Source organism: Cohnella cellulosilytica, from assembly GCF_042431195.1.
In the GTDB taxonomy this organism is placed as follows: domain Bacteria; phylum Bacillota; class Bacilli; order Paenibacillales; family Paenibacillaceae; genus Cohnella; species Cohnella cellulosilytica.
Genome location: NZ_JBHMDN010000008.1, coordinates 241,438 through 265,508, shown reverse-complemented (window position 1 = coordinate 265,508; position 24,071 = coordinate 241,438). Strand labels below are relative to the sequence as shown.

22 protein-coding genes and 1 pseudogene are annotated in these 24,071 nt (G+C 51.7%); 12 read left to right on the top strand and 11 right to left on the bottom strand.

Annotated elements, in window-relative coordinates; all coding sequences use genetic code 11:
- Positions 1 to 54: 54 nt before the first annotated feature.
- Complete coding sequence (locus ACFFT4_RS06035; RefSeq protein ID WP_378045903.1) at positions 55 to 366, top strand: ArsR/SmtB family transcription factor; 312 nt, start codon at positions 55 to 57, stop codon at positions 364 to 366.
- Between the two features lie 71 nt (positions 367 to 437).
- The gene (locus ACFFT4_RS06030) at positions 438 to 1,565 is read left to right on the top strand and encodes an NADH:flavin oxidoreductase (RefSeq protein ID WP_378045901.1); all 1,128 of its coding nucleotides are present in this window, start codon (positions 438 to 440) and stop codon (positions 1,563 to 1,565) included.
- 54 nt (positions 1,566 to 1,619) lie between these two features.
- On the opposite strand, the gene ACFFT4_RS06025 is transcribed toward ACFFT4_RS06030, so the two are convergent.
- Positions 1,620 to 1,904 (bottom strand): winged helix-turn-helix transcriptional regulator, encoded by a 285-nt coding sequence (locus tag ACFFT4_RS06025; protein WP_378045953.1) that lies wholly within the window; start codon positions 1,902 to 1,904, stop codon positions 1,620 to 1,622.
- Between the two features lie 228 nt (positions 1,905 to 2,132).
- Here ACFFT4_RS06025 and ACFFT4_RS06020 point away from each other — a divergent pair, with 228 nt between their 5' ends.
- A complete protein-coding gene (locus tag ACFFT4_RS06020; RefSeq protein ID WP_378045900.1) occupies positions 2,133 to 3,323 on the top strand; it encodes an MFS transporter in 1,191 nt (396 codons plus the stop codon).
- Here ACFFT4_RS06020 and ACFFT4_RS06015 read toward each other — a convergent pair.
- Positions 3,320 to 4,300 carry an MFS transporter gene (locus tag ACFFT4_RS06015; RefSeq protein WP_378045952.1) on the bottom strand — a complete coding sequence of 327 codons (981 nt, stop codon included), beginning with the start codon at positions 4,298 to 4,300 and terminating at the stop codon, positions 3,320 to 3,322. The genes ACFFT4_RS06020 and ACFFT4_RS06015 overlap by 4 nt on opposite strands.
- A 55-nt stretch (positions 4,301 to 4,355) precedes the next feature.
- Here ACFFT4_RS06015 and ACFFT4_RS06010 point away from each other — a divergent pair.
- The 3 genes and pseudogenes from ACFFT4_RS06010 to ACFFT4_RS06000 form a co-directional block, all read left to right on the top strand.
- Positions 4,356 to 4,604 (top strand): annotated as a pseudogene (locus ACFFT4_RS06010) (winged helix DNA-binding protein); the annotation flags it as partial.
- Between the two features lie 159 nt (positions 4,605 to 4,763).
- Positions 4,764 to 6,173, top strand: coding sequence for an MDR family MFS transporter (locus ACFFT4_RS06005; protein WP_378045899.1), 1,410 nt, complete (start codon positions 4,764 to 4,766; stop codon positions 6,171 to 6,173).
- 167 nt (positions 6,174 to 6,340) lie between these two features.
- Positions 6,341 to 6,895, top strand: coding sequence for a hypothetical protein (locus ACFFT4_RS06000; RefSeq protein WP_378045897.1), 555 nt, complete (start codon positions 6,341 to 6,343; stop codon positions 6,893 to 6,895).
- An 89-nt stretch (positions 6,896 to 6,984) separates the two neighbouring features.
- Here ACFFT4_RS06000 and ACFFT4_RS05995 read toward each other — a convergent pair whose 3' ends face one another.
- The gene (locus ACFFT4_RS05995) at positions 6,985 to 7,461 is read right to left on the bottom strand and encodes a GyrI-like domain-containing protein (RefSeq protein ID WP_378045895.1); all 477 of its coding nucleotides are present in this window, start codon (positions 7,459 to 7,461) and stop codon (positions 6,985 to 6,987) included.
- 17 nt (positions 7,462 to 7,478) lie between these two features.
- Positions 7,479 to 7,958 (bottom strand): hypothetical protein, encoded by a 480-nt coding sequence (locus tag ACFFT4_RS05990; protein ID WP_378045893.1) that lies wholly within the window; start codon positions 7,956 to 7,958, stop codon positions 7,479 to 7,481.
- 150 nt (positions 7,959 to 8,108) lie between these two features.
- Between ACFFT4_RS05990 and ACFFT4_RS05985 the strand changes: the two genes are divergently transcribed.
- The gene (locus ACFFT4_RS05985; protein WP_378045891.1) at positions 8,109 to 9,059 is read left to right on the top strand and encodes a helix-turn-helix transcriptional regulator; all 951 of its coding nucleotides are present in this window, start codon (positions 8,109 to 8,111) and stop codon (positions 9,057 to 9,059) included.
- 162 nt (positions 9,060 to 9,221) lie between these two features.
- Here ACFFT4_RS05985 and ACFFT4_RS05980 read toward each other — a convergent pair whose 3' ends face one another.
- Together ACFFT4_RS05980 and ACFFT4_RS05975 are read right to left on the bottom strand one after the other, a co-directional pair.
- Positions 9,222 to 10,796, bottom strand: coding sequence for a hypothetical protein (locus ACFFT4_RS05980; RefSeq protein ID WP_378045889.1), 1,575 nt, complete (start codon positions 10,794 to 10,796; stop codon positions 9,222 to 9,224).
- A gap of 681 nt (positions 10,797 to 11,477) precedes the next feature.
- Positions 11,478 to 11,888 carry a HEPN domain-containing protein gene (locus tag ACFFT4_RS05975; RefSeq protein ID WP_378045887.1) on the bottom strand — a complete coding sequence of 137 codons (411 nt, stop codon included), beginning with the start codon at positions 11,886 to 11,888 and terminating at the stop codon, positions 11,478 to 11,480.
- Between the two features lie 283 nt (positions 11,889 to 12,171).
- Here ACFFT4_RS05975 and ACFFT4_RS05970 point away from each other — a divergent pair, with 283 nt between their 5' ends.
- On the top strand, positions 12,172 to 12,588 hold the full coding sequence (locus ACFFT4_RS05970; RefSeq protein ID WP_378045885.1) for a VOC family protein: 417 nt from the start codon (positions 12,172 to 12,174) through the stop codon (positions 12,586 to 12,588).
- A 79-nt stretch (positions 12,589 to 12,667) separates the two neighbouring features.
- On the opposite strand, the gene ACFFT4_RS05965 is transcribed toward ACFFT4_RS05970, so the two are convergent.
- From ACFFT4_RS05965 to ACFFT4_RS05945, 5 genes are all read right to left on the bottom strand, one after another.
- The gene (locus tag ACFFT4_RS05965; RefSeq protein ID WP_378045883.1) at positions 12,668 to 13,093 is read right to left on the bottom strand and encodes an SRPBCC family protein; all 426 of its coding nucleotides are present in this window, start codon (positions 13,091 to 13,093) and stop codon (positions 12,668 to 12,670) included.
- Between the two features lie 76 nt (positions 13,094 to 13,169).
- Positions 13,170 to 14,126 carry a sigma-70 family RNA polymerase sigma factor gene (locus tag ACFFT4_RS05960; protein ID WP_378045881.1) on the bottom strand — a complete coding sequence of 319 codons (957 nt, stop codon included), beginning with the start codon at positions 14,124 to 14,126 and terminating at the stop codon, positions 13,170 to 13,172.
- Between the two features lie 256 nt (positions 14,127 to 14,382).
- On the bottom strand, positions 14,383 to 15,915 hold the full coding sequence (locus ACFFT4_RS05955; protein ID WP_378045880.1) for a stalk domain-containing protein: 1,533 nt from the start codon (positions 15,913 to 15,915) through the stop codon (positions 14,383 to 14,385).
- Positions 15,916 to 16,044: 129 nt separating this feature from the next.
- The gene (locus tag ACFFT4_RS05950; protein WP_378045879.1) at positions 16,045 to 17,577 is read right to left on the bottom strand and encodes a response regulator transcription factor; all 1,533 of its coding nucleotides are present in this window, start codon (positions 17,575 to 17,577) and stop codon (positions 16,045 to 16,047) included.
- The gene (locus tag ACFFT4_RS05945) at positions 17,574 to 19,325 is read right to left on the bottom strand and encodes a sensor histidine kinase (RefSeq protein ID WP_378045877.1); all 1,752 of its coding nucleotides are present in this window, start codon (positions 19,323 to 19,325) and stop codon (positions 17,574 to 17,576) included. The genes ACFFT4_RS05950 and ACFFT4_RS05945 overlap by 4 nt, the downstream gene beginning before the upstream one ends.
- Before the next feature lie 249 nt (positions 19,326 to 19,574).
- Here ACFFT4_RS05945 and ACFFT4_RS05940 point away from each other — a divergent pair, with 249 nt between their 5' ends.
- From ACFFT4_RS05940 to ACFFT4_RS05925, 4 genes are read left to right on the top strand one after another with little or no spacing between them, the layout of a single operon-like run.
- Positions 19,575 to 20,894, top strand: coding sequence for an ABC transporter substrate-binding protein (locus ACFFT4_RS05940; protein ID WP_378045875.1), 1,320 nt, complete (start codon positions 19,575 to 19,577; stop codon positions 20,892 to 20,894).
- A 25-nt stretch (positions 20,895 to 20,919) separates the two neighbouring features.
- Entirely contained in the window at positions 20,920 to 21,792 is an 873-nt protein-coding gene (locus ACFFT4_RS05935; protein WP_378045874.1) for a carbohydrate ABC transporter permease, read from the top strand.
- A gap of 2 nt (positions 21,793 to 21,794) precedes the next feature.
- Complete coding sequence (locus ACFFT4_RS05930) at positions 21,795 to 22,607, top strand: carbohydrate ABC transporter permease (RefSeq protein ID WP_378045872.1); 813 nt, start codon at positions 21,795 to 21,797, stop codon at positions 22,605 to 22,607.
- A gap of 57 nt (positions 22,608 to 22,664) precedes the next feature.
- Positions 22,665 to 24,017, top strand: coding sequence for a family 4 glycosyl hydrolase (locus tag ACFFT4_RS05925; RefSeq protein ID WP_378045871.1), 1,353 nt, complete (start codon positions 22,665 to 22,667; stop codon positions 24,015 to 24,017).
- Positions 24,018 to 24,071: the final 54 nt, after the last annotated feature.

Here is a 24,071-nt window from a genome sequence, read left to right as displayed (position 1 = left end):
CAAGGCATGCGTCAAATAGATTTACATTTCTAGAAAAATAGATATACTAAGCTCATGGATACTTTATCGATCATCAAGGCGCTTTCGAACGAGACGAGAATTCGCATATTGGAGTGGTTGAAAGAGCCTGAACGGCATTTCGGCCCGCAAAGCCATATGCCCGCGGACTGCGATTTCCAGGGAGGGATATGCGTAGGGGCAATCGCGGACAAATCCGGACTCGCTCAATCGGTCATATCGGGCTACCTTGTGAAAATGCAGCGGGCCGGGCTGCTGGAATCCAGGCGGCACTGTCAATGGACGTATTATCGGCGCGACGAAGACGGCATCAGGCAGTTTATCGCACAGCTTCAAGATCGTCTTTAGGCGCGTTATTCCCGTTTTGGTGTATATCTATATTTATATATATACAGATTAAGTAAATTGGAGGTAGTGGAATGAGTAAAAAAGTCGATGGTCCGCTGACGCAGGCGGCAGAAGCGTTGTTTAAGCCTTTCGCGTCGGAAAAGCTGCAATTGTCCAATCGGGTCGTCATGGCCCCGATGACCCGGGCTCATTCGCCGAATGGAGTGCCCGGAGCGGATGTGGCGGCTTATTACCGGCGCAGGGCGGAAAACGGGGTGGGGTTGATCGTCACCGAAGGCACGATTATCGACCATCCGGCCGGGACGGGCAATCCCAGCGTTCCGTCGTTCCACGGCGAAGCGCCGCTGGAAGGCTGGGCCCGGGTCGTCGCCGGGGTGCACGAAGCCGGCGGCAAAATCGTGCCGCAGCTCTGGCATGTCGGCATGACGCGCCCGAACGGATCTCTGCCGAATCCCGAAGCGCCGTCGGTCGGCCCTTCCGGTCTGGGGCTCGACGGGCAGAAAATCAACGAGCCGTTGTCGGTCGAAGAGATCGAATCGATCGTGGAGGCGTTCGGACGAGCGGCTGCGGAAGCCAAGCGCATCGGGTTCGACGGCATCGAGCTGCACGGCGCGCACGGCTATTTGATCGACCAGTTTTTCTGGGAGCAGACGAACCTCCGCGACGACTTGTACGGCGGCGATCTCGTCTCCCGCACGAAGTTCGCGGCCGATATCGTTAAAGCATGCAGAAGCGCGGTAGGCGAAGATTTTCCGATCATTCTGCGTATTTCCCAATGGAAGTCCGGGTTTTACGAGGCCAAGCTGGCCAAGACGCCGGAGGAGCTGCGGCAGTTTCTGACGCCGCTTGTCGAAGCCGGGGTCGATATTTTCCACTGCTCGACGCGCCGCTTCTGGGAGCCGGAGTTCGCGGGATCGGACTTGAACTTGGCCGGATGGGTGAAGAAGCTGACCGGCAAGCCGACGATCACGGTCGGCTCGGTCGGCCTGGACGGCGAATTCAACGGAGCGTTCCGCGGTCAAAGCTCGAATGTAACGGAGATCGGCGGGCTGCTGGAGCGACTGGAGCGCGAGGAGTTCGATCTCGTCGCCGTCGGCCGCTCGCTGCTGGCCGATCCGTCGTGGGCGGCGAAGGTCCGCGACGGCCGGTTCGACGAGCTGCAGCCGTTTAAGGCGGAAGCTCTTCAGACGCTGTTCTGAGTCAACGAATCCATCAGGAAATGGCGGTGCAGAGATCCTGCGCCGCCATTTTTTCTAGACCTGCTTTAATCTGCCGCCCCATTTGGTAGCCCATCGATCCATTTCTCCCAATACGGCGCGAAAATCGTTGCCGCTCTCCGTAAGCGAGTATTCCACCGTGACCGGAACGGTAGGGAACACTTCCCTATGCACGACGCCGGCTCTCTCCAGCAAGCGCAGCGTGTCGGTCAAAGACTGGGTGTTGATCACCTTCGTATTTCGCTGCAGCTGCTTGAACCGGAGCGGACCGGCGGTCAATTCGGCCAAGACGGGAAACGCCCACTTGGAGCCGAGAATCATCAACGCGTTGCAGATGCTCGGGAAAGGAGGGGAGACTTCGGCGGAGTTGGCGGGTTCCAAAGCTTCATCGGACAAATTCGCTCACCCACTTACAAATTGTTGGTTGATCAAATAGATTGGATTACATCAAACTTATTTGCCTTCTTACATTATGATAGCGCCGGCTCTATACTGTCAATTAACGGATCCGTTAGTCGACAAAACCGAGCAATCGAAAGGGTGTTATCGATGAAAAATACAGGCATACTGCTGCTGGCGGCGGGTGCTTTCGTGGCGGGAACGGCCGAGTTGGTCGTCGGCGGGGTTTTGAAGCCGATCGGGGACGATCTGGGCGTATCCATCGCCTTGGCGGGCCAGTTGATTACGGCGTTTTCGCTGGCGTTCGCGATCGGCACGCCGATCGTCGTCGCGCTAACGTCGCGCATTGGACGCAAAACGCTGCTCCTCTATTCGTTAGCCGTGTTCGCGCTCGGAAACCTCATTACGTTCTTCAGCTCGGACTTCGGCATAATCTTGATATCCAGGGCGATCGTCGGCTTGGCATCGGGCGTCTTCACCGTCGTCGCGTTCAGTTCGGCCGCGAAGTTGACGGAGCCCTCGCAGATCGGCAGAGCGGTCGGGACGGTGGTGCTGGGGGTCAGCGTCTCGATGGTGATCGGCATTCCGCTCGGCATCGCGCTGGCGGATTGGCGGAGCTGGCGTATTATCGTCGCGGGTCTGGCCCTACTGGCGGCGGGCGTTCTGCTGCTTATCGCCAAATATTTTCCGTCCGTCGCAGGGGATGCTCCGATTCCTTTTACCCGCCAGTTCTCCGTGTTGAAGTCGCCGACGCTGGCGGCGGGATTCGCCTTCTCCTTCTTCTTCAGCACGAGCAGCTCAACGATGAACAGCTACGTTACGCCGTACCTGCAAAACATCGTTCGCCTGAACACGACGGAGCTCGGATACATGATGCTGGCGTTGGGCGCGTTCAGCGTCATCGGCTCGCGAGCGGGAGGCGCATGGACGGATCGCTGGGGCACGAAGCGGCTGCTCCTGGGCGGCCTCGGGGCGCTGGCCGCAACGCTGGCCCTGCTGCCCCCGTTGGGAGGGGCAGCCGTTCCGGCGCTGGCCGTTCTGCTGCTCTGGATGTTCTCGATGGCGCTCGTCATTCCCGCGACCCAGACGTACTTCATCCGGCAAGCGCCCGACCGCTCCAATCTCGTGCTCGGCCTGAATACGTCGATCCTTCATCTTGGCGTCGCCGCCGGGGCGGGGATCGGAGGCTTTGCCGCGGAGGCGGCCGCTTCGGTCCGGTATCATCCCTGGCTTGCGAGCGCCGCCGCGGTACTGAGCTTGATCATGGCTGCCGTTTCGATGAACCGCGGTCAAGCGATCGAGAGGACCGGGAAGAACATCGCGACCTCCAAATCACGTTAAGCCGCCGCCGCTTGCCGGTTTCTGGAACGGAGATACGTCAATCCGCATAGAATCGAGGCGGCGGCAACGACGGCTAATCCCCAGTAGATATTGCCGAAGGCATGCGGCAGCGTGTACGCCTTCTGCCAGCCGAGGGCGCTCGCCGTTACGGCCACGCCGAAAGCCCCGCTGAAAAATTGCAGCAGCTGGAACAGCCCCATGCCCGAGCCGATCTGCTTCGGCTCCAGGATTCGGGACATCTCGTTGGAAATGCTGCTCGTCAGGAACGTGAAGCCGACGCTGAGAATCATATAGGCGAACAGCAGGGCGACGTAGCCAGCGCCGACGAATAAAGCGAACAGAATGACCGAGAGCAGCAGGGCGAAGGGGGCATAACGAATAATCGCGTCGTTGCCCTTCAGATCGATGACGCTGCCGACCTTTCTCGAGACGAGCAGCGAAAGCAGCGATCCCGGGAAAATGACCAGTCCCGCTCCGATGGCGCTTAATTCGTAATGGCGCACGAGAATTTGGGGCAGCAGGTACAGCGTCGCGAAGCTGCATAAGTAGCCCGCGATACCGACCGCTCCAAGCATGAGGTAGGTGCGATTGCGGAACAGCGAGGGAGCGACGAAGGGTTCGGCCGCCGTCCTGATTCGGACGACGAACAACAGAAGCGCCGCCGCTCCGGCCGCAAGCGCGATCCAGGACGAGCTGGTCAGGAAGAGCAGCAGCCCGGTCGTCCCGATGGCGGCGAAGAGGGCCCCCGCAAGGTCGAAGGAGCCTTTCCGCGCCTTCTCCGCGGGAATAAGCGCCGCGAAGAAAGGCAAGAGCAGCAGCGTGATCGCGGTGACGACGAACAAGTAGTGCCAGCCCAAATATTCGACGACCGCGCCGCCCGCGACCGGGCCGAGGCCAAGGCCGAGCGAGACCGCCGACATAATGGCGGCCATCGCTTTGCCGCGGCGCTCGATCGGCACGTATCGCGAGATCAACACGAGCGACAAGGAAGGAATCGCGCCGGCACCCGAGGCTTGCACCAGCCGCACGAGGCTGATCGAAAGCTACCGGAAGCCGGATAACAAAAAAGAGATCTATTTTGCGCTTACCGAGCAGGGAAAAGCCGTTTATCAAATCCATGAGGAGCTGCACCAAGAGTTCCGAGAGCGGGATAAAGCGGTATTCGAGCACGTCACCGAGGAACAATTCGACGGCATGCTTCGTTTCATGGAAAAGTACAGCCGGCATTTGGACGAAGAAATCAAGCGACAGGGGGTTAGTCCTGCCGAAGACCGCCAGTGAACTTGAATTGAATTGTGAAAATGAACCTTGGCAGCCGAGCTCTACGGAGATCAGGCTGTTTTTTTACGATCTCAATTTTGTTGACAAGGAAACAATGTCGCGATAAGATAAGTTATGTTTCCAAGGAATCAAAAATACGACTTCTGAGAGGAGAACGCGATGATAGCAGCAAAAGTAAAGCAGCCTGGATTGCCGAAGGAAATCCTTCTGGCCGCCTGGGCGATTGCGCTGGGAGCCATTGCTCCCATGCTGGATTCGACGATGGTGAACATCGCCATCGACAAACTGACCCAGGATTTCGACACCTCGTTAAATACGATTCAATGGTCGATCACAGGTTATGTACTGGCCCTGGCAATAGCGGTTCCCGTGTCCGGATGGCTGATGAACAAGTTTAACGGAAAGAAGGTTTTCATCGGGGCGGTCGTTGCCTTTGGCGTGATTTCGGTGTTCGTGGGAGTGAGCTGGAATATTTCGAGCTTTATCTTTTTCCGGTTGCTGCAAGGCTTCAGCGCCGGTATTATTACGCCGCTTATGTCGACGCTGTTGGTGAAAACGGCCGGTCAAGAAAATTTGGGGAGAGTGATGGCCATCGTCAGCACCCCGATGATCTTCGGACCGATCCTGGGCCCCGTAATCGGAGGTTTCATCGTTCATGGCGCGTCATGGCACTGGATTTTCTTCATCAACGTCTTTATCGTTCTGATTGCCGCGCCGCTTATGATGAAGAAGATTCCCGACTTTGAACCGTTCAACAAGGACAGCAAGCTCGATGTTTTCGGCATTATCAACTTATCCTTAATAAGCGCGTCGCTGATTTACGGCATTACGCAGGCGGCGGATCATGCCTCATTTTCCAATCGTGCAACCTTACTGTGGGTGGGCATCGGTCTCGTTTTGGTCGCAGTTTATCTCGTCTATAATCGGATGAGGAAAAATCAAACCGTACTGCCCGTGACTTTGTTTACGCACAAGAGCTTCTCGACGGCAAGCATTGGATTGTTCTTGGCGAACATCTCTATCATGGGGCCGATGCTGATCCTGCCGCTGTTTTTCCAAAACTTTCGTCATTTTACGGCTATCGAAGCGGCGCTTGCCTTAATTCCTCAAGGAATCGGAATGCTCGTGACCAGGCCGTTGATCGGCAAAATGATTGACCGAATCGGCGCGAAATACGTAGTTATGGTCAGTCTGGCTCTTTCGCTGATCGGATCTATTCCGCTGATTTTTATCACCGCTCAAACGAGCATGATCTGGATTTCCATAATTTTGTTCATCCGGGGCACCAGCTTCGGCGGGATTATTCTTCCGCTGACAAGCGAAGCTTATCTGGGACTGGGCGACAAACAGCTTCCGGAGGCGGGGGTCGGAATCAATATGATCGAAAACATCGGTTCAAGCTTCGGTTCCGCCGTTATCGCAACCGTGGTCGCCACCGTCGCACAGGGGCTGCAGCCCGAGATTATTAATGACATTAAGGGTTATCATGGAGGCTTCCTGGTTTCAGTCATTGTTCTTGTCGCCATCTTCATTCCGGGTCTATTTCTCACTCATAAAAAGAAGGTTTAATAACCATCTGGCTTATTGTTTAGGCGGCAGTTTGGGTTTCCGCGAACGGCGAGCGGATTTGTCTGATATAATGGAGGGGTGAATTTGTAAATATTTCATTCGGAGGGATTAAACTGAAGCCTTCTGCCAAATATATTTTAACTGCCGTATTGATTGTGGCAGCCGTCTTGATCGTGCAGCGCTATTTTTTTCAACAGAAGCTTACCGATCAAGTTGCACTTAATGAGGGCGTTGCGCTCACCAAGGAATTCAGCGTGAAGTCCACGACTGAAAATCAAAACTCATCGGTTAAAGGAACGATCCTGGTATGGGGCGACAAAGACAAAGGAATCGCCGATCATATGCGGATCACAGCGTCGTATGAGATCGATCCGGAGGATTTTGCCGGTTTGACTTTTTACATCCCGAAGAAATGGTATATTTCCAATCTGTTAAGCAGTACACCTGAGGGTCAAGAGACAGATTTGAAGCCGCGTGCTTTTGAAAGAGATAGTGTTATTGACGAATGGCGAAATAGAGTTGAAATTGGTTTCAATCCTTCATTTAAACCTGTGGGCGGAGGAACGGGAACGGTCATGTTCGATTTAGTTGCCGATCGCAAAGCCATATTGCCTGAGGAAACCTTCAACCTATTGGTTACGATAGGCTCTGACATGAAATATGGCGTTCGGTCGGTAGGCGTCGGTTTTATCAAAATTCCGATCTCGGTGAAGGCCGAGTGAGCGGAAATGAAGCAGGATAAAGAGGACCTGCACGCATGTCCTGGTTCGAGGAGAGACCCATGTAATTGTACATGGGCCTAAGCAGCTCGCTATTTTTTAACCACTGGCACCCAGAATTCGCCGTAGAAAGTGCCGTCGCCGTTATCTATGCGATAAGTCGCGTTTGGACCGCCGATGTAGGCATAATCGGTGACTTGTCCCAACACTTCGCCGAAAGCACGGTAAGTCAGCTGATCGAACAAGGCTTCCTTGTCGCCCGTGCCTGCGACGACAATGTACTCGCTATCCGGAAACTCAATGATGCGCGTTGCGTCATTCACGGATTTTCTTGTTTCTACCGCAAAATAATTCCACGGTTTGCCTTGATAAACCTCGTTAACCGACCATTCGCGATCGTCCTTTGCGGCGTCTTTGAGCTTATCGTAACGCCCGTCAGATTTGAGTCCGTTCCAAAACTCGGCTTTTTCTTTTTGCACGGATGGAAAGTCCTGAAAATTCGACCGGATTGAAAAGCCATAAGCGGTCAATGTGAAGGAGGGTTTGTGTTCAAGTGTGTAATCTGCCATTGTGAGCGCTCCTTTGATTAGCCTTCGACTTTTTTTACGCGCAGCCACATTTCACCGTAGAATTCACCGTTTTCAGCTGCTTTGACAAAGGTCGAGTTACCAGGACCAACGTATTTGTAGTCCGTGATTTCTTGCAGCAAGCCGCCGAAAACTTTGCCTGTGATTTCGTCGGCAAGGCGATCCTTGTCAGCGCCTGTGCCGGACACGACGAGGTAATCGCCGGCAAGGAAATCGAGGACGGCCGCGCCTTCCACGTCAAACTCGCCCATTACGCCGAAGCCGCGCCAAGCCTTGCCGTCGATGACGTAGTTGATTTGATATTCTTGCCCGTCGGCGAGCGCGAGCAGCTCGGCAAGCTTGCCGTTTTCGGTGATTTCCGCTTTTTTCGCTGCAGTTTTTGCGGCATTGCCTGCCCAGTCGTTGAAGTCTTCGAATGAAACGCCGAAACCGGTCATTTTGTAGCTTTCCGAGATCGTTTGGATCGAGTAGTTAGACATTTTGTTTTCTCCTTTGGGGATTTATTTTTACAAGACTGATTCTATTGGCTGAATGTATCAAAAAATGATACTTTTTATTGGGAATTCAAAAAGTAAAGTTTCGTTTGGCTTCATTCTTGATACAATAGAAGCATGAAGAAAACAGAACGAGTGAACCTGGTCATGCGCTTCATCAATAACCGCGCGCATTTTACGATTGCCGAAATTCAGCGGGAGTTCAAGATTTCCCGCGCGACGGCGATCCGCGACATTAACGAGATTCAGGCGATGGGCTTTCCTCTGACGACCGAGCTTGGGCGGGGCGGGGGCTACAATGTCCTGCCCAATCAGTATCTGCCAGCCGTCCGCTTCACGCCGGAAGAGCTAAAGGCGATTTTTATCAGCTTTATCGCTTCGAAAAATTCGCAGCTGCCTTATCTGCAAAATCGTCGCTCAATCACTGAAAAACTCATCGGCATCGCATCGCAATCCCAGCAAGACGAGCTGATCGAGCTGAATAATATTCTGCTTTTTGAAAATACAAATCCGGCAAATCCGCACCTTCTGGAGCTTGATGATGCGGCGCCCGAGGAGCTGAACCAGCTGATTACGCTTGCTGTAAGGGATAAGCATTTGCGCTTGACCTATGAGCTGAGTCCGGGCTGGCCGCAGTTGATGGACGTTTATTTGCTGCATACGTTTAACTCGAACGCCCAGTGGCTGGTCGAGGTTTATGATTTTGATACGGATGAGTTTCGTTATTTACCTGTCGAGATGCTGCGGGATTCGGCAATTTCCGAGCAGGAGATGAAATTGTCCGAGCAAGAGATTCTAAACAAAAAACGGCTTGTCGCACGCGAGGCGAATCTTGTTGTGAAGCTTGATGCGACGGGGATTCTGCGCTTTAAGCGTATGCATCCGCCGGGGATTATTTTGTCCTTAACCGGAATGTTTCAGTCGAGCGGGATTTTTAATGTGCAGTTGGATGTGACCGATGAGGAGACGCTGGCGTATTACGCGGATTGGCTTTTATTTCTGGGAAGAGGGGTCAAGTTTGAACGGATCCCCAATGAGCTTCGCGTGATTTTGCAAGAGCGTCTAGGGGCTATGCCGGCATTTTAGCAAATTTACAACTATGAGTGAAACGATCATAAGACTATTTCACAAAACCCGTATTTTATACATATGTCACTAAGCTGCGGGGGTATAACCTGCTTCGTTGAGACCTTGCCTTGTTCTTTGGCTTATCAGGCAACAGGCAACCCCCCCTTAGTAAAAGATGATTTAATAGTCGGTTTGGTTGAAAAGTAGTTCTCTCGTTTTTTTTAGAATCTCAGAACTGGTATTTACAAGATGGCTATTTGCGTAGTATCCGTATTTCTTAGAACCTACAATATAGTTGTGAAGCGAATCAACGGTACTACTGCGAGAATAATCCTTTAGTAGATCTATAATATTGAAGTGCTGAGTCGAGTCCTCCAAATATTCCAGATCGTCGATAGTTAATATAGTTAAAGAATATATGTTCAATAATCCCTCTCGATTAATTTGTCCGATATCTTGTTCGATCAATATTTGAAACTCCTCACGTAACAGTTCAATCGTTAATGGTGCATCCAATAAACTATCATGGCCTACTAATACTGGTATTATCTCTTGGATTTCATTAAAATCTTTGGCTAATACATCATTATTTTTCTTCAGGATATGTTTTATTGTTCGGCTTAACTGGCCTACTCCTTTAACTTTCTCAATACCATTTTTTTTGGTTGAACTGTACTTCATCCTTAGTTCTTCTGCATAGGAAACACCATCCAAGTTAATCTCTGATTCTCTAAGAAAGGAGGACTTCATTTCTAATATTACAGCTGTTTTCTCTCGAAGTATTGCTGCATCGATTTGAAGAAGCGTTTGGCCATCACGTCGCAGATATTCTTTTTGTCTTATTAGATTGTTCTCTCGTGTGGTTGTTGAGTACATTCTCTTTAATATGTCACAACAATAATCCTCGAATGCATTACCAAATGCTGAAAAAATCTCATTGTGGTTAAAAGAATTCAAACGGATGAGTTGGAATATAGGACTTACCAGAACGCGCTCATGAAAAAAAACAGGATCTAATATTACAGATCTGCCGTCAGGTTTGGAATAAATGGGCTTATTTCTTAGTGATAATGTATTAAGAGGACCTACAGTAATTTCGGTAACTTCAGCATCACTTTTTTCATTCCAAAGACTACCATAAAGTTCATCCAATGATTGTGATTCCATTTTAACAAATTTATCAATTTGCTCTGGAATTAAAGTAGTATCACCTACCGTGTTTATATCAAAAACAATTCGGTTTACTAAGGGGTCCATAAAACTGACTGCAAAGGCTGAAAAGCAAATCATGTATTCTTCAAAAGTCATTTGTGTATCTCGCATAAAATCGTCATGAAAAGTAGGAAAGTGTTTACTAAAATACTTCTTATAGAAATTCCATCCTCTGCCGAATGTAATAAATAACTCAGGTGCATGTTTCCCTGCCTCTAACGCTCTTCTGAATGGGGCTCGTGCAAACTCCTTAGCGACAGAAATATCCTTTTCATCATCCAAAATGGATCCATACGTTTGATTACTCCATAGATCACTAGCAATAAGCGCACATTTAAAAAATATTACTCTGTTTTCTTCAATATCAAAAGTAACGCCATCATTGGGATGGTCATGGCAAAATAAAACTATCCATCGCATTAATTCTAATATTTGTCCGCGAAAAAAGAAGATAATTGGCTTTCTTTCTTTACTTAATTTTCTGGATATTTTTTTTAACCAATATTTTTCTTTCGATGAAGTTAACATGTCGAACAACTGCATCTGGACACTCTCGTTACCATTAGAACTTAGTGCTAAGTTAATCCTTGCACACCAGAACAATGCATCTGAGCAACTGAGCTGACTCACAAGCTCTCGAAGTTGATCAAGCCCGGGATGTAAATCTTTATACATCATGTCCACTGAAATGTAACTGTTAAATTGACTCATAAGATCCATCCATTTCTTTTTGATAAATTAATATCAGCTTATAGTTAATTATTCTCAACTTTGCCGCAAAAAAGTTTTTTTCACGTAATGCGGCTTAAAAGATGGTCGTTGGCGTTAAGCTAAAGTGCAGTTATGCTAACCAGAGTATCCCACCACGTATTCTTTACTACTTCTTACATAAATTCGATAATAATCATATTAAGACCTTTTATCTCCTTTATTCTGTTTCAACAAAAAAAGACCAGAAAATAATTGGCCCATGCGTATAATACGATATAAATTGACAACTCATATTGAATGCTTTTATTTCAAAGGCGATTTTGATGATTTATTAAAATTAAGAATACATTGCATTTTATACATATGTAATAAAACAACCCGAGCCAAATTAAATAATTCCCTATAATGATTGTTGTAAACTTCTGTTTATAACTCCCTACATTGTAAGCTCAAGAATCTCAGAAATTCTCTTATCAGTTAACACAATCACATTTTACTCCAAATGAGATTTTATTATTGTTTATCTACTACCCTGACAGCTATTTCATAAATAATCTTTGCACAATCGTAGGCCTCTTTATCCCAGTTAGTTCCAATTGAAGGATGATTAACGACAGGTGGACTATCATTATGATGATAAACTATATTACGCCATGTAAAAAGCTTCTCAAAAGTATGAAGTTGAGGCTGAAGTTCTGTCCATATCTCATGTAACAAACGACTGTTATTTTTTGCAATCTCGTCAAGATCATGTGTTTTTGGTAACCGAATATTATAATGAAACAGTATCGCTCGTAATGCGGATTCCGCGCATGATTGAGCCCATTTTATTACAGATGTTCTTTCGTGACCTTGCATATTTAAAAACTTCCAATCGTCACTTGCTCGACGTAAAGAGCTTCTTGCCAATCCATCAAAATCCAATCCTGTTCCCTCCTCTCACTGTGTGTTGACCAGTAGATGTTTGTTGCTTTGGCCCTACATATTTTAATTTCCATTGTCCCCTAAATTAATATTACAGTATTCGATAAAAAAATAAAGATCCCTTGTCTATACTTTTTTGGACATAACGAACTCATTACCAAGTTGTTTTTCAAAATTTACGCTTCCGAATTCATGAGACCGATGAATTCCCGGATCGGCTGTCGTCTATATAAACGAAGGGTATAATGAACACAAACTAATTTGACGAAGAGGTGTTTTGAAAATGGCATTAACGTCCGCATTCACGAGCTTCAACCTGCCTGTAAAAAACGTAGAACAATCGAAAGCCTTCTTCACCGGACTCGGATTCGAGCTCAACCCGCATTTCCCCGATAACGAGAGTTCGGCAGCCATCGTGATCGGCGACAACCTGCAGGTCATGCTGATCGATCAAGCCTTCTTTAATACGCTCACGGAGAGGGAATCTGTTGATACGAGCAAGTATGCGCAGATGACGATCGCCTTGGCCTTCGAGAGCCGGGAAAAGGTCGACGAAATCGTGAATACCGCGGTCTCCATGGGCGGGAAATTGCACGCTGAACCTGAATATCATGGGGTCATGTATCATTGGGGCTTCGTGGACTTGGATGGCCATCTGTGGGCCATTAACTGCATGAACGTGGATGCGGCACAAGGTTGAGGCTAACGGAGAGCACGCGCGTACTAAGGTTCAGAAAGAAAGACGCCGGGCATCTTCCCCGGCGTCTTCTTCGCGATGATTAGTTTTGTTCGGTATAGGCTTTGAAATTGTCCATGATCGCTTGCCAGCCTGCTTGCTGGAACTCGACGGGATTGGAGCTTTCCGCGTCGAACGTTTCAATGACCTTCGTCTCATTCCCTTGATCGACGAAAGTAATGTCCACTCTTCTTCCGTCTCCCATGGTGTAACCGATCGCTTCATGCCGATTCACGACATCGTAGACGCCGCCAAAATCAAAGCCCATGCTGCCATCCTTCGCTTCCATCCGTGTCAGAAACTTGCCGCCGACCCGCAGATCGTTTTCGGCTCTCGGCGCATGCCAGTCCTCGGACGCTTGATTCCACTTCGTGATGTGATCCGGCTCGGTCCAATAGCGCCATACCTTCTCGACAGGAGCTTGAATAACGGCTTGCACGGTTACTTTCGTCGGTTGATTCGTTTCCAATTTAAATAGACACCTCTCTCATGATATTCGTCGTTTGGTTATTCTCAATAATATAGACGTAAGTCAATGACGAAATTCATCGGTCAATTCGTTCAGGCAGCCCAAATCGCGAAAATAATGGCGTATGAATGAAGTTTTGAACATGCAGAATTTGATTTTCTTTGGTTTCGATGACGTGGATGCCCCAGGGTACCAGGCCAGAGCCCTCTTTGTCCGGCATATACTGGGCCAACGCCGGATAACCGCCATTCACCGTAATGGGCACAAATCGCGAACCTTCGCAATGCCAGCGAGTAAGCGAATAAAAGGCGGACAAATCTTCCTTGCCGCGGATCCACATCTCGAAGGGCGGCATCGACATGCAGCCTTCCTCGTGGAACAACGCGACGAGCGCAGCAATATCGAATTGCTCGAAGGCCTCCACATACCGGGACAGCAACTCCTGCTCCGGTTGAACATTCATGCTGCTGAGCTCATCCGAGCGAAGCTGCGCCCGGTCCATTGTCTCTCGAGCTCTTTGCAAGGCGCTGTTCACCGCTGCCGGCGACATCGCCAACGTTTCCGCGATCTGCTTGGAGGACCATTCAAATACATCCTTCAAAATGAGTACCGCGCGCTGCCGCGGAGGCAAGATCTGCAGGAGAGCGATGAAGCACAGTCGAAGGGTATCTCTGCGGACGAGCCGATCCTCCGGATTGCCCCCAAAGTCGGGAGACGGCCAGATCCAGGCAGACTCCGGCAGCGTGTCGCGCGGCTCTACGATGGCGACGGCCGGATCGAACAGGTCAACGGGAAGCGCGCGACGTTTGGATTGTCTCAGCTTATCCAGGCACAGGTTGGAGGCAATCCGATAGACCCAAGTTTTGAACGAGGAATCCTGTCTGAACGTGCTCCAGCTCTGCCAGACCCGAATACTCGTCTCCTGAACGGCATCATCCGCATCGTCCATGGAGCCTAGCATTCGGTAACAGAACGAGGTTAAGCCCGGCTTCAAGCTTGCAAATAATGGTTCGTCAAATGCTTTCTCGTTCATCGCGGCCTCCTTAGCTCAATGCTATTTGTTCGATATACTGCAACAAAAATGCTTTATCTTCGGGAAAGGAAAGTTCCAGTTCATTTAACTGCTCAGAGGTTTTCCAGCCGATTTCATAAATAAGACCATCGGGGTCATGAATTGTTGGTTCTCCGTCTAAAATCTCAACCTCGAAATAGGTTACGTGCACCAACCCACTTATTCAAAGAGCCCCCTCCATCATCAGCTTGACTTCAATAAGCATGTTATCAATATTTTAACTCGGATACACGTTTACCCGCTTTAAGATTCCATCGTCAAACAAAAATAAATTGCCGTTGCTATCCGCCGACATTTGCAGCTGATAGCGATCAAGCTTAAGTTTTTCGTCGCCGAACAGCTTCCAGTTGCTCGTCTCCGGAACTCCTAATATCCCCGGATTAAAGCTCGCCTTTCCGAGCTCCGCATAAGACTCCATTTCGCCATCCGGTGTAATGCGATGTACAACTTGGCGATCATCCAGCACATAAAAATAACCGAACGATGCCGCTGCTTGCAAGACGGAGTCCGAGTTAATGGCGGCTTGTACATGCTTAACCAATCCCGTTCCCGTCCACTTGAAAATCGTGCTGCTCTTTTTATCGAAAACATATAACTCTCCATCTTTCACGGTCGGGATCAACTGGGTTTTGTCCGACGTTGGAGAGCTGTTGACCAGTTCCAAGGCTTGACCCCTGTTTGCGGAATAAATCATTTTCGAATAAGGTTCGCCGTAATAAAATGTCTTGTTATCCAATGTGGTGAAAAAAGAATCTTCCAACTTAAAGAAACTTGAATTTTCCAGTTGGTAGGTAACCATTCTCACTTCAGGGGTTATCGAAAATACCGCAAGGCGCAGCTTGTCCGGATACATCGCCGCGCTTTCTCCCAGCAAATACAACGTATCCGTTGCGTCGTTGTAGACGAGTTTCTTCGGAACGAATTCTCCATAGCTAAAGTTGATTTTGTATTTGTCCCGAACGGAGTATTCGAAGTTAAACCGCTCATCAATGGATGCGACAACCGACAGTTTATCCGCAGAATTCGGGTCATACTTTTTAATTTGATAACCTTTGTTCGGTTCCCTATTCAGAATGTAGATTTGATTATCTTTAGCGGCGGCTATGCTTGTGTTTCCGTAGGAATACAGCCTGATCTTCTCCAAGCTTTTTAAGTTAATATAGTTGGCTGACAAATAATCCACGGTCAAATTTTCCATTCGCGGTCGGATGACCGGTGCTGACTCCTCAACCTCCTTATTATCCCCTGGCTGATCTTCGTCTATGGGCTCCGGCGTTTTTTTGATTTTCGGTGAAATCCGTATTTCTTTCGCGGCCGGATCGTACCGAAGATCAAGTCCCAGAGAATGGACAATAAATCTTAATGGAACCATCGTTGTCCCCTTAATGACAACGGGCGGTTGTTCCAAACGAACTGGCTTGCCTTGTACGAACGCCTCCGCTCGGCCAACCGTGATCTCAATCGTTACTCCTTCATAACTGAGCTTGATCTCATCCGATTTTCGTTCCAGATTCGCGCCGATCGCATCGCCTACGCTCCTCAAAGGTACAAAGGTATAGTTGTTTATCGTCGTAGGCGGAACTAGCAGAACGACTTTTTTCCCGTTTATCAAAGCGTTCGGATCGTTCATCTTGAATAAGGTCTCTCTTGTGTCGGACAGATCGTTTTCTTCTGCATGTGCCGATAGTGCCAGGACGAGGGCAAAACACATCAAAAACATCGCTGCAGGCAGCCATTTCTTAATTAACAATGTAAGTCCTCCTCAATTACGATGGGTGCCATCCCTCTGGCTGCCTCTGCTGCTGCTATTGTTCAAGCTTTCGCAATTATTGTATCATTCTGGAAGTCAGGGGTGAAGTGTCGGTGTTACGCTCTATACTCAACGCTTCTTCTCCTCCGAAGGAAAATGGCCGTAATACTTGAGGTAGGTTTTGGAAAAATGGCGTGCGCTAAAGTAGCCGACTGCTTCTGCGACGTCTTTGATCTTTTTACCGGACTCCCCCAGCAATTCCTTTGCTTTCAGCATGCGGATATGGGTCAAATACGCTTTAAAAGTCATTCCGGTGTCCCGGTGGAACAAGTGGCTCAAATAGTTGGGCGTCAGATTGAGACGATCGGCCGCTTGGGCGATGCCGATATCGTCCATGTAATGGGACTCGATATAGCGGATTGCCCGCCGTACCGCCGTTTCCCCGCTCTCCGCTTCCGGCTTCTGCGCTTCCAATCGAAGCTTGGCCTCGTCACGCAGCCTGCGGGCCCATTCGCCGAGCGGCCCCGTGGCAGGAAGCGCTATACCGGTCCTGGTGTTAAAATATCGGGCGAAGTTGGCGAAGAAGCCTGCCCCCGCCGAAGCCTCGCCGCTCGCCATCTCATATTCGAACGACAACGATTGCTTGAGCGCGTGTTCGTACATGCTCCCGGCGAAGGCGGCGGACAGCTTCTCGGCATAATCCACGGCGCGCAGCCGCCCATCATCTGCTGGCCACGGCCCTGAAGAAAGCGTCGACCAGTCGGAGCCGAATCCTTGCAGCGCCCGCCTTCCCGCTTGCCATCGGATCGATCCCGCACGCCGCAACCAGTGCTTCGGCTCCTCCGTCCCGGAACCGGAGGCGTCAAAAGAGGTAACGGCCGCTCCCCCATCGCGTCCCGCCAACTCCCGCATCACCCTCGCCGCATGTTCGACAAATTCAGTCTCCCGCTTCCCGCCTTCTCCGCAGCGACGATCAGCCTCCGGTTCGGACCGCCAGGTTGCAGCAACCCAAAACCCGTTGCCTTCGGGCGGAAGCGCTGTCGCCCAACCGTCGCGGGACACTGCCAACGCCTCCTCCCGCAATCGGGATTGCGCTCTGACCAGCAGCGCCATCAGCTGTTCCCTGGATCGAACGTCGTCCACGCAGATCCATCGGGCGACAAAACGATTCGGCGACAAGCCTGCTTCCATGAACGCCTTAGTCTCCAGGTCTGTCGGCCAATTGGAGGAAGGCACCTGCAGCAGCGGCGCCAGCGCCTGTTCGAACGCGGCCTGTCTCATCCGCCGTTCCGCGTTGATTTTGGGGGCCAGCTCGCGCAGCACCTCGGCAACGCTGTCCGGCTCGGGCGGTTTTAGCAAATAATGCGACGCTCCGAGCTGAAGCGCTTGACGGGCGTATTCAAATTCCGCATAACCCGTCAAGATGACCCATTGCGTGGCAGGAGAACGAAGCCGGGCCTGCCGGATGCCTTCCAACCCGTCCAGCTTCGGCATGCGGATGTCGACAAAAGCGATGTCCGGCTGCAGCCGCTCCGCCTGCTCCAGCAATTCCGCTCCGTTCGCCGCTTCCCCGATATCTTCGGAAGTTACCGGCAGATCAAGGAGCATGCTCTTCAACGTTTCCCGCGCCAAATATTCGTCATCGGCAATCAAAATATTCATGGTGCGCTCTCTCCTTCCGGTATTTCGATCGTAACGACGGTTCCTGCACCCGGACGGCTGGCGATCCGCAGCGACGCGCCCGGAAATGCAGCCTTCAGCCGGCTCTCCACATTGCGAATGCCGATCATTTCGCGATCCAGCGGCGTCGCTTCTTCGGGAGGCACATCGAAGCCGGCGCCGTCATCGGCGACGACGACAGCGATCATCCGGCGACCTTCGACCATGCGGAACGAGGCTTTCACGGACACCGTACCCGGCCGATCCAGCGGCTCGATACCGTGAATGACCGCGTTCTCGACAAGCGGCTGCAGCAGCAGCCGCGGTAATCGCACGGTTTCCAATGAAGGATCGCATGCAATGTCATATCGCAGCCGGTCTTGAAACCGCATCGACTGGAGCTCGCAATAACGGGCGGCGAAGTCGAACTCCTCCTTCAGCGTCGTCCAGTCGTCGCTGCGCAGCGTATAGCGCAGCAGCCCGTTCAGGGCGAAAATCGATTTCTCCAGCGTATCCCGAAAACCCAGCCGGTTCAGGCCGATGAAACCGTTCAGCGTATTGAACAGAAAATGAGGCTGGATTTGCGACTGAAGCGCCCGGTATTCGGCGTTTTTCTGCCGGATGACGGCGCGGTATTCGCGGTCGATCAAATCGCTGAGCTGCGACACCATATGGTTTAAGGCATGGCCGAGCTGGCTGATCTCGTCTTTGCCCAGTACGCGGTACACAGCCGTGAAATCGCCTTTCTGCACTTTCCGCATGACGCCGATCATTTCCTTGAACGGGCCCACAACGGACAGCGACAAGAAGAAAAACAGCAGCAATGCGACGCATGCGCCTCCTATCGCAAATAAAAAACCGGTCGAATAGACGAAGCGAGCCTTCGACTGCATCTCTGAATGGGAAAGCAGCACCTGGATCCGCCAGCCGGAGACGCCAATCGGCTCCGACACGACGGCATACGACCCGCCGTCGGCGCGCACGACGTCCGCTCGCTCCGCCAGGCTGGCGCGCAGCTCCGGCGACAGCGGACGGTTCGCGTACAGCAAGCCGCCGGACTCGTCCAGAATCGTCACGATGGACGAAACGCTGAATTTGGCATTTTCCAAAATCCGGTCGAACACCGCCGTATCGGCATCCGCCATGATGACGGCCAGCGGAATGGACAAGTCGGGGTCTTTGATGAGCCGCGCCACGGAAAACACCGTCGTCTTCGTGTCGTACGATTCGAAATAATCCTGTTCGTGACCGCTGATCAGCACCTCCATGCCGTCAGCGGCGACCGCCCGTTTGTACCAGCTTTGTGCGGCATAATCGTAGCCGGGCGTTTGCCTTAAACCGTTGCGGGCGGCGGCGTATGGCCGTCCGCCGAACGGAAGCAGCAGCGTGGACAATATTTCTTTTCGCGTATTTTGGAAATAATAGGGCATGTCGTGGCCGAGCGCGCGCTCGTTGCGCAGCTGCGTAATCCGATCGGGCGGCGGACCGCTGTTGTTGGCTTCCGACTTAAGCGCGGCCATTACGTCGGCATTCAAATAGGGTGCGATCGTCAGACGCTGCAAATCGTTCAAATACGTGTCGATGTTGCCCGATAACGCTTCGAGCGCGTTGTGGGTCAGCTTCTGGGTCTCCGCGTCGATATTTCTCTCATAAGCGTAGGAGATGGCCAACGTCATAAGCAAAGTCGGCAGCACGGTCGCTGCGACGAATAGCAGCACGAGCTTGGATCGCATAGAGTTAAGTCTTCTCATCGGGCGCTGCCCCTTCCGGAAGGGACAAGAGTCCCTGTCGTTTAATCTTTCCTTTCGATTCCGTTCGCATGCTACTTTCGCCGGCGTCGAATGCTTCTCCTTCCGCCTTATGGCCTCGGCAAGCCGGATCGTAGATATTGGCACCTGATCGTAGGTTTGCGTCATTGTTGTTATGGACGCTGTTCTATTATAGTTTAACTGCAAGCGCTTGCAGCAAAAATACGATAACGATCAATGGGGGTATTTCACATGTTCATGAAACGACCGGCCCTGCTGTCGGCCATGGCGCTGTCCGCCGTCCTGCTGCTCAACGCCTGCTCCGGCGGCGGGTCCGACAGCGCGTCCATGCAACCGTCGGCAAGCTCGTCCGGCTCTGCCGGCGGCGATCAGAAGCAAGTAAAGCTGTCTTTCTTTTCCACCGCGTCCGAAGATAGTCTCGTGCAGAATTACCGCAAAGTGCTGGATGCCTTCATGGAGGAAAATCCGAACATCAAGGTGGAGGTCACCTTTCCGGGAGCCGACTACGAGAACATAATGAAGGTCAAGATGGCTTCGAAGGACATACCCGATGTCTTTCAGACGCACGGTTGGGCGAAAGCGCGTTACGGCAGCTTCCTGGAAGACCTCCGCGACGAGCCGTGGGCGGAATTTGTCTCGCCGTCGATTAAAGACGTTGTCACCGACGAGGACGGCAAATTGTATGCGCTGCCGATTACCCAGCAAAAGTCCGGCATCAATTACAACGTCGACCTGCTGCAGGAATACGGCATAGCCGTTCCCACGACATGGGAGCAGTTCGTCGCGGCGTGCGAGACGATCCTTCAGAAAAGCGGAGGTCAGGTGACGCCGATCCATATCGGCGGCTCCGATAGCTGGCCGCTCGGAGTCTGGTATAACATGCTGGCGATTCCGTACTTGATCAGCCCGACCGACAACAGCGCGCCGCAATTGCTCGACGGTTCGTTCGATTGGCACAAGTGGGACTATCTGTCGGAACAGCTGCGGCTCTTCTATGAGAAAGGCTATTTGAACAAGGACGTACTGACGGCCAAGTATGTGGATTCCTCGCAGTTGATGGCGCAAGGCAAAATCGCGTTTACGCTGTACGGGTCCGGCATCGTGCCGGAGGTGCAGCGACTCAATCCCGATATTCATCTGAGCATGATGCCGATTCCGACCATGGTTGCCGGCGACAAGCCGGTGTGGACGGGAGGCGAAGGCGATACGGTGGGAATTTTCAAGGACTCTCCGAACAAGGACGCAGCCCGGAAGCTCCTCTCCTTCTTCGCCGAACCGGACAACGCGAAGACGATCAGCGGCAGTTCTCTTGAGCCGGGCTTGACCAACGTGCCGAGCGACATGAAGGACGCGTACACCGACCTCGGCGAAGAATTGCGCATTTTCCCGGTGTTCGACCGCGACTTCCTTCCGAACGGCATGTGGGACGTCATGTGCAAAAACGCCCAGGATCTGCTCGCCGGCGGTATCACGACAGCCGAATTCTCCTCCAATATGGCGCGGGAGTACGAACGTCTTCGCAATCAGCAGCAATCCAGTCAACAGCAATAGGATTAGGAAAGGAAGCGTCTGAGCTATGAAGCATGGACAAGCAAGAAGGGTCAATCTGCTGTATATCCCGGCCCTCTGTTTCCTGTTCGTCTTTATTCTTTACCCGTTCACGAGGGGCATCTTCTACTCGTTCACGAACTGGAACGGATACTCTGCGGAATACGGATGGGTCGGCTTCGAGCAGTATGCGGCCATGCTGTCGGACAAACGCATCGCGAAAGTGCTGGTTAACACGCTGATATACGGAATCGGCAGCACGCTGCTGCAAAACGTCATCGGTCTCGGGTACGCTCTGCTGCTTGATACGAAGCTGAGAGGCACGCGAGTTGTCCGTACGATCGTGTATATGCCGATCATCATCAGCAATCTTGTCATGGGCTATATTTGGTACTTCGTTCTGCGCTTTAACGGCGGCGCGGTTAACGATCTGCTCGGCGTGTTCGGCCTGGAGCCGATCAATTGGCTGGCCGACCGCCATCTGGCGGTCGCCGCCGTGGTGGCAGCCAATACGTTCCAATACGTGGGCGTGGCGATGATCCTGTATTTGTCGGGTCTGCAGAGCATTCCGCAGACGTATTACGAGGCTGCCGAACTGGACGGAGCCGGTGCCTGGCGCCGCTTCAGCGGACTGACGCTGCCGCTGCTGATGCCGTCCGTGACCATAAGCATGACGGTTAACATCATCGGCGGGTTGAACATCTTCGCCGTCATCGTCTCGCTGACGAACGGCGGACCCGGTTACAGTACGTCTTCCTTGTCCACGATGATGTACCAGCTTTATTTTGCCGAGCAAAACGCCGGCTACGCGGCAGCCTTGGGCAATCTGATGTTTGTTCTGGCCGCGGCGTTCGGACTGGCTACCCTATGGCTTCTGCGCCGGAAAGAGGTGGAGATGTGAACGTGACGGTACGACTTGCGGGAAGGGCGAGCCTGGTTGCCATCGGGGCGCTTCACCTTGTGCCCTTCTACATTTTGCTTAATCTCGCCCTGAAATCGCCGACCGCTTTCCGCTCGCTCTGGCTTCCGCCCCGCGAAATTCGCATGGCCAACTTCGCCGAGGCATGGGTCAACGCCAACCTGGGCAGGGCGCTGCTGAACAACGTCATCATTACGGCCGTCTCCATCGGCCTTGTCATCCTGATCGGCGCGATCGCCTCCTATCCGCTCGCCCGCTACCGAACGCGGCTCAACAACGCGGTCTACTCGTTGTTCATCGCTTGCATGATCGTGCCGAATCTGACCGTACTCGTGCCGCTGTACAAGCTGATCGTCGATTTGGGCGGGATGAATCAATACGCGTCCATCATCGTGCTTCACATTACGTTTAACCTGCCGATGATCGTTTTCCTGTACACCGGGTTCATCGGCACATTGCCCAGGGAACTCGACGAATCGGCCTGGATCGACGGCTGCGGCCGTATCAGGCTGCTGCTGCAAATCGTATTCCCGCTGCTCAAGCCGGTTACGGCTACCGCGTTTATTGTCGTCGGCGTCTCGATCTGGAACGACTACAACTTTTCTCTCTTCTTTTTGCAGGAAAATGCGATGAAAACGATCACGGTCAGCCTTTCCTCCTTTTTCTCGCAATATTCTCATTATGTCGAGCGTATGGCCGCCGGCTGTCTGATCGCCAGTGTGCCGGTTATCGTTCTGTATCTTTCCTTGCAAAATCAATTTATTAAAGGTCTTTCTTCCGGAGCTGTCAAAGGCTGAAAAGCGCATATAATAGAATTAGAGAGTGGAAACAAGAAAATTGGGAGAGTGATCCGAATGAAGATTGTGATTATTGGAGCGGGAAGCGGTTTTGGCAGCAGATTAAGCATTGACATCATGTCCATGGAATCGCTGCGAGATGCAACCATTTGCTTGTGCGATGTGCATGAGGAACGGCTGAAGAAGATTACGGACTATGTTCGAAACACGATCGAAAAGTACAAGCTGCCCACTAAGGTGGAGAGCAGCACGGATCGTACCCGGCTTCTGCCCGGAGCGGACTTTGTCATCACCTCGGTCTCCGTTGGCGGCGGCGCCTATTACGGCTTCCCGTATAACCTGGAGATCGAGATCCCGCGCAAGTATGGAATCGAACAAACCGTAGGCGATACCTATTCTGTAGGCGCTGCCTTCCGTCTGATGCGCACGGCTCCTGTTCAGCTGCAAATTTGCCGGGATATGGAGAAGTATTGCCCCGACGCTTATTTGCTCAATCATACGAATCCAATGGTCGGTCTTACGATGATTCATTCTTTGGCCAGCAGTATCAAAAACGTAGGGATCTGCCACGGCGTTCAGCATACGAGCAGCGAAATCACCAAATTCATCGGGCTCAAGGATGAAGACGTAACCTATAAGGTTGCCGGCATCAACCACTTGTCCTGGTTCCTGGAATATCAACGCGCGGACACCGGCGAGGACTTGTATCCCTTGCTGCGTCAAACCTTGGCCCATCCGAGTACGGACGAGCAGATCGAGTTTCTGAAAAACGAATCCGTGCGTGTCGAGGTAATACGCAAGTTCGGTTATTTTCCAACGGAGAGCAACGTGCATGATTCCGAGTACATGCCGTACTTCCGCCGTAACGCGGAATTGATGAAGCATTATCACCTGAAGCCCAGGGACCCGGTTCGGGAAGCGTTGGAAGTTCACGAACGGGAATGGCTCCGCGACGGTATCGATGGCGAAGCCCAGCTAACGGGCGAGCTGAAGAAGTCGAGCGAGTACACCTCCGGCATTATGGACGGAATCGTCACGGATCGTCCGTTCCGTTTTATCGGGAATGTCATGAACAACGGGTTGATCACGAATCTGCCAAGCAAGCTGTGCGTAGAGGTCCCTTGTTTTGCGGATCGGCATGGCATCAATGCGTCCGTTGTCGGAAATCTCCCTACCCACCTCGCCGGTTTGAATCATGCCAATGCGGTATGCGTGCAGCTGACCGTCGAGTCCATCCTGGAGAGGAACAAGGAGAAGGCTTTCTACGCGGTTGCTTTGGATCCGAATGCGGCTTCTGTCGTGTCGTTGGATAATATCCGCAAGATGTTCGACGAGATGTGGGAAGCGGAAGGCGATCTGCTGGAGTGGTACTGGAAGGATAACGTGAATGAACGTTACGCGCTGAACTGATTGGAGGTCTATTGATCAATCGACGACTCGTAGGGTCCTTCCCTCCCTTCTCGT

Bases quoted from the DNA above. Each gene is read 5' to 3' on its own strand.
- ACFFT4_RS05935 (WP_378045874.1), top strand. From the start codon at position 20,920: ATGAAGCATGGACAAGCAAGAAGGGTCAATCTGCTGTATATCCCGGCC.
- ACFFT4_RS05940 (WP_378045875.1), top strand. From the start codon at position 19,575: ATGTTCATGAAACGACCGGCCCTGCTGTCGGCCATGGCGCTGTCCGCC.
- ACFFT4_RS05945 (WP_378045877.1), bottom strand. From the start codon at position 19,325: ATGAGAAGACTTAACTCTATGCGATCCAAGCTCGTGCTGCTATTCGTC.
- ACFFT4_RS05980 (WP_378045889.1), bottom strand. From the start codon at position 10,796: ATGCAGTTGTTCGACATGTTAACTTCATCGAAAGAAAAATATTGGTTA.
- ACFFT4_RS05995 (WP_378045895.1), bottom strand. From the start codon at position 7,461: ATGGCAGATTACACACTTGAACACAAACCCTCCTTCACATTGACCGCT.
- ACFFT4_RS05950 (WP_378045879.1), bottom strand. From the start codon at position 17,577: ATGAATATTTTGATTGCCGATGACGAATATTTGGCGCGGGAAACGTTG.
- ACFFT4_RS05970 (WP_378045885.1), top strand. From the start codon at position 12,172: ATGGCATTAACGTCCGCATTCACGAGCTTCAACCTGCCTGTAAAAAAC.
- ACFFT4_RS05960 (WP_378045881.1), bottom strand. From the start codon at position 14,126: ATGAACGAGAAAGCATTTGACGAACCATTATTTGCAAGCTTGAAGCCG.
- ACFFT4_RS05925 (WP_378045871.1), top strand. From the start codon at position 22,665: ATGAAGATTGTGATTATTGGAGCGGGAAGCGGTTTTGGCAGCAGATTA.
- ACFFT4_RS06025 (WP_378045953.1), bottom strand. From the start codon at position 1,904: ATGATTCTCGGCTCCAAGTGGGCGTTTCCCGTCTTGGCCGAATTGACC.
- ACFFT4_RS06005 (WP_378045899.1), top strand. From the start codon at position 4,764: ATGATAGCAGCAAAAGTAAAGCAGCCTGGATTGCCGAAGGAAATCCTT.
- ACFFT4_RS06030 (WP_378045901.1), top strand. From the start codon at position 438: ATGAGTAAAAAAGTCGATGGTCCGCTGACGCAGGCGGCAGAAGCGTTG.
- ACFFT4_RS05990 (WP_378045893.1), bottom strand. From the start codon at position 7,958: ATGTCTAACTACTCGATCCAAACGATCTCGGAAAGCTACAAAATGACC.
- ACFFT4_RS06020 (WP_378045900.1), top strand. From the start codon at position 2,133: ATGAAAAATACAGGCATACTGCTGCTGGCGGCGGGTGCTTTCGTGGCG.
- ACFFT4_RS06035 (WP_378045903.1), top strand. From the start codon at position 55: ATGGATACTTTATCGATCATCAAGGCGCTTTCGAACGAGACGAGAATT.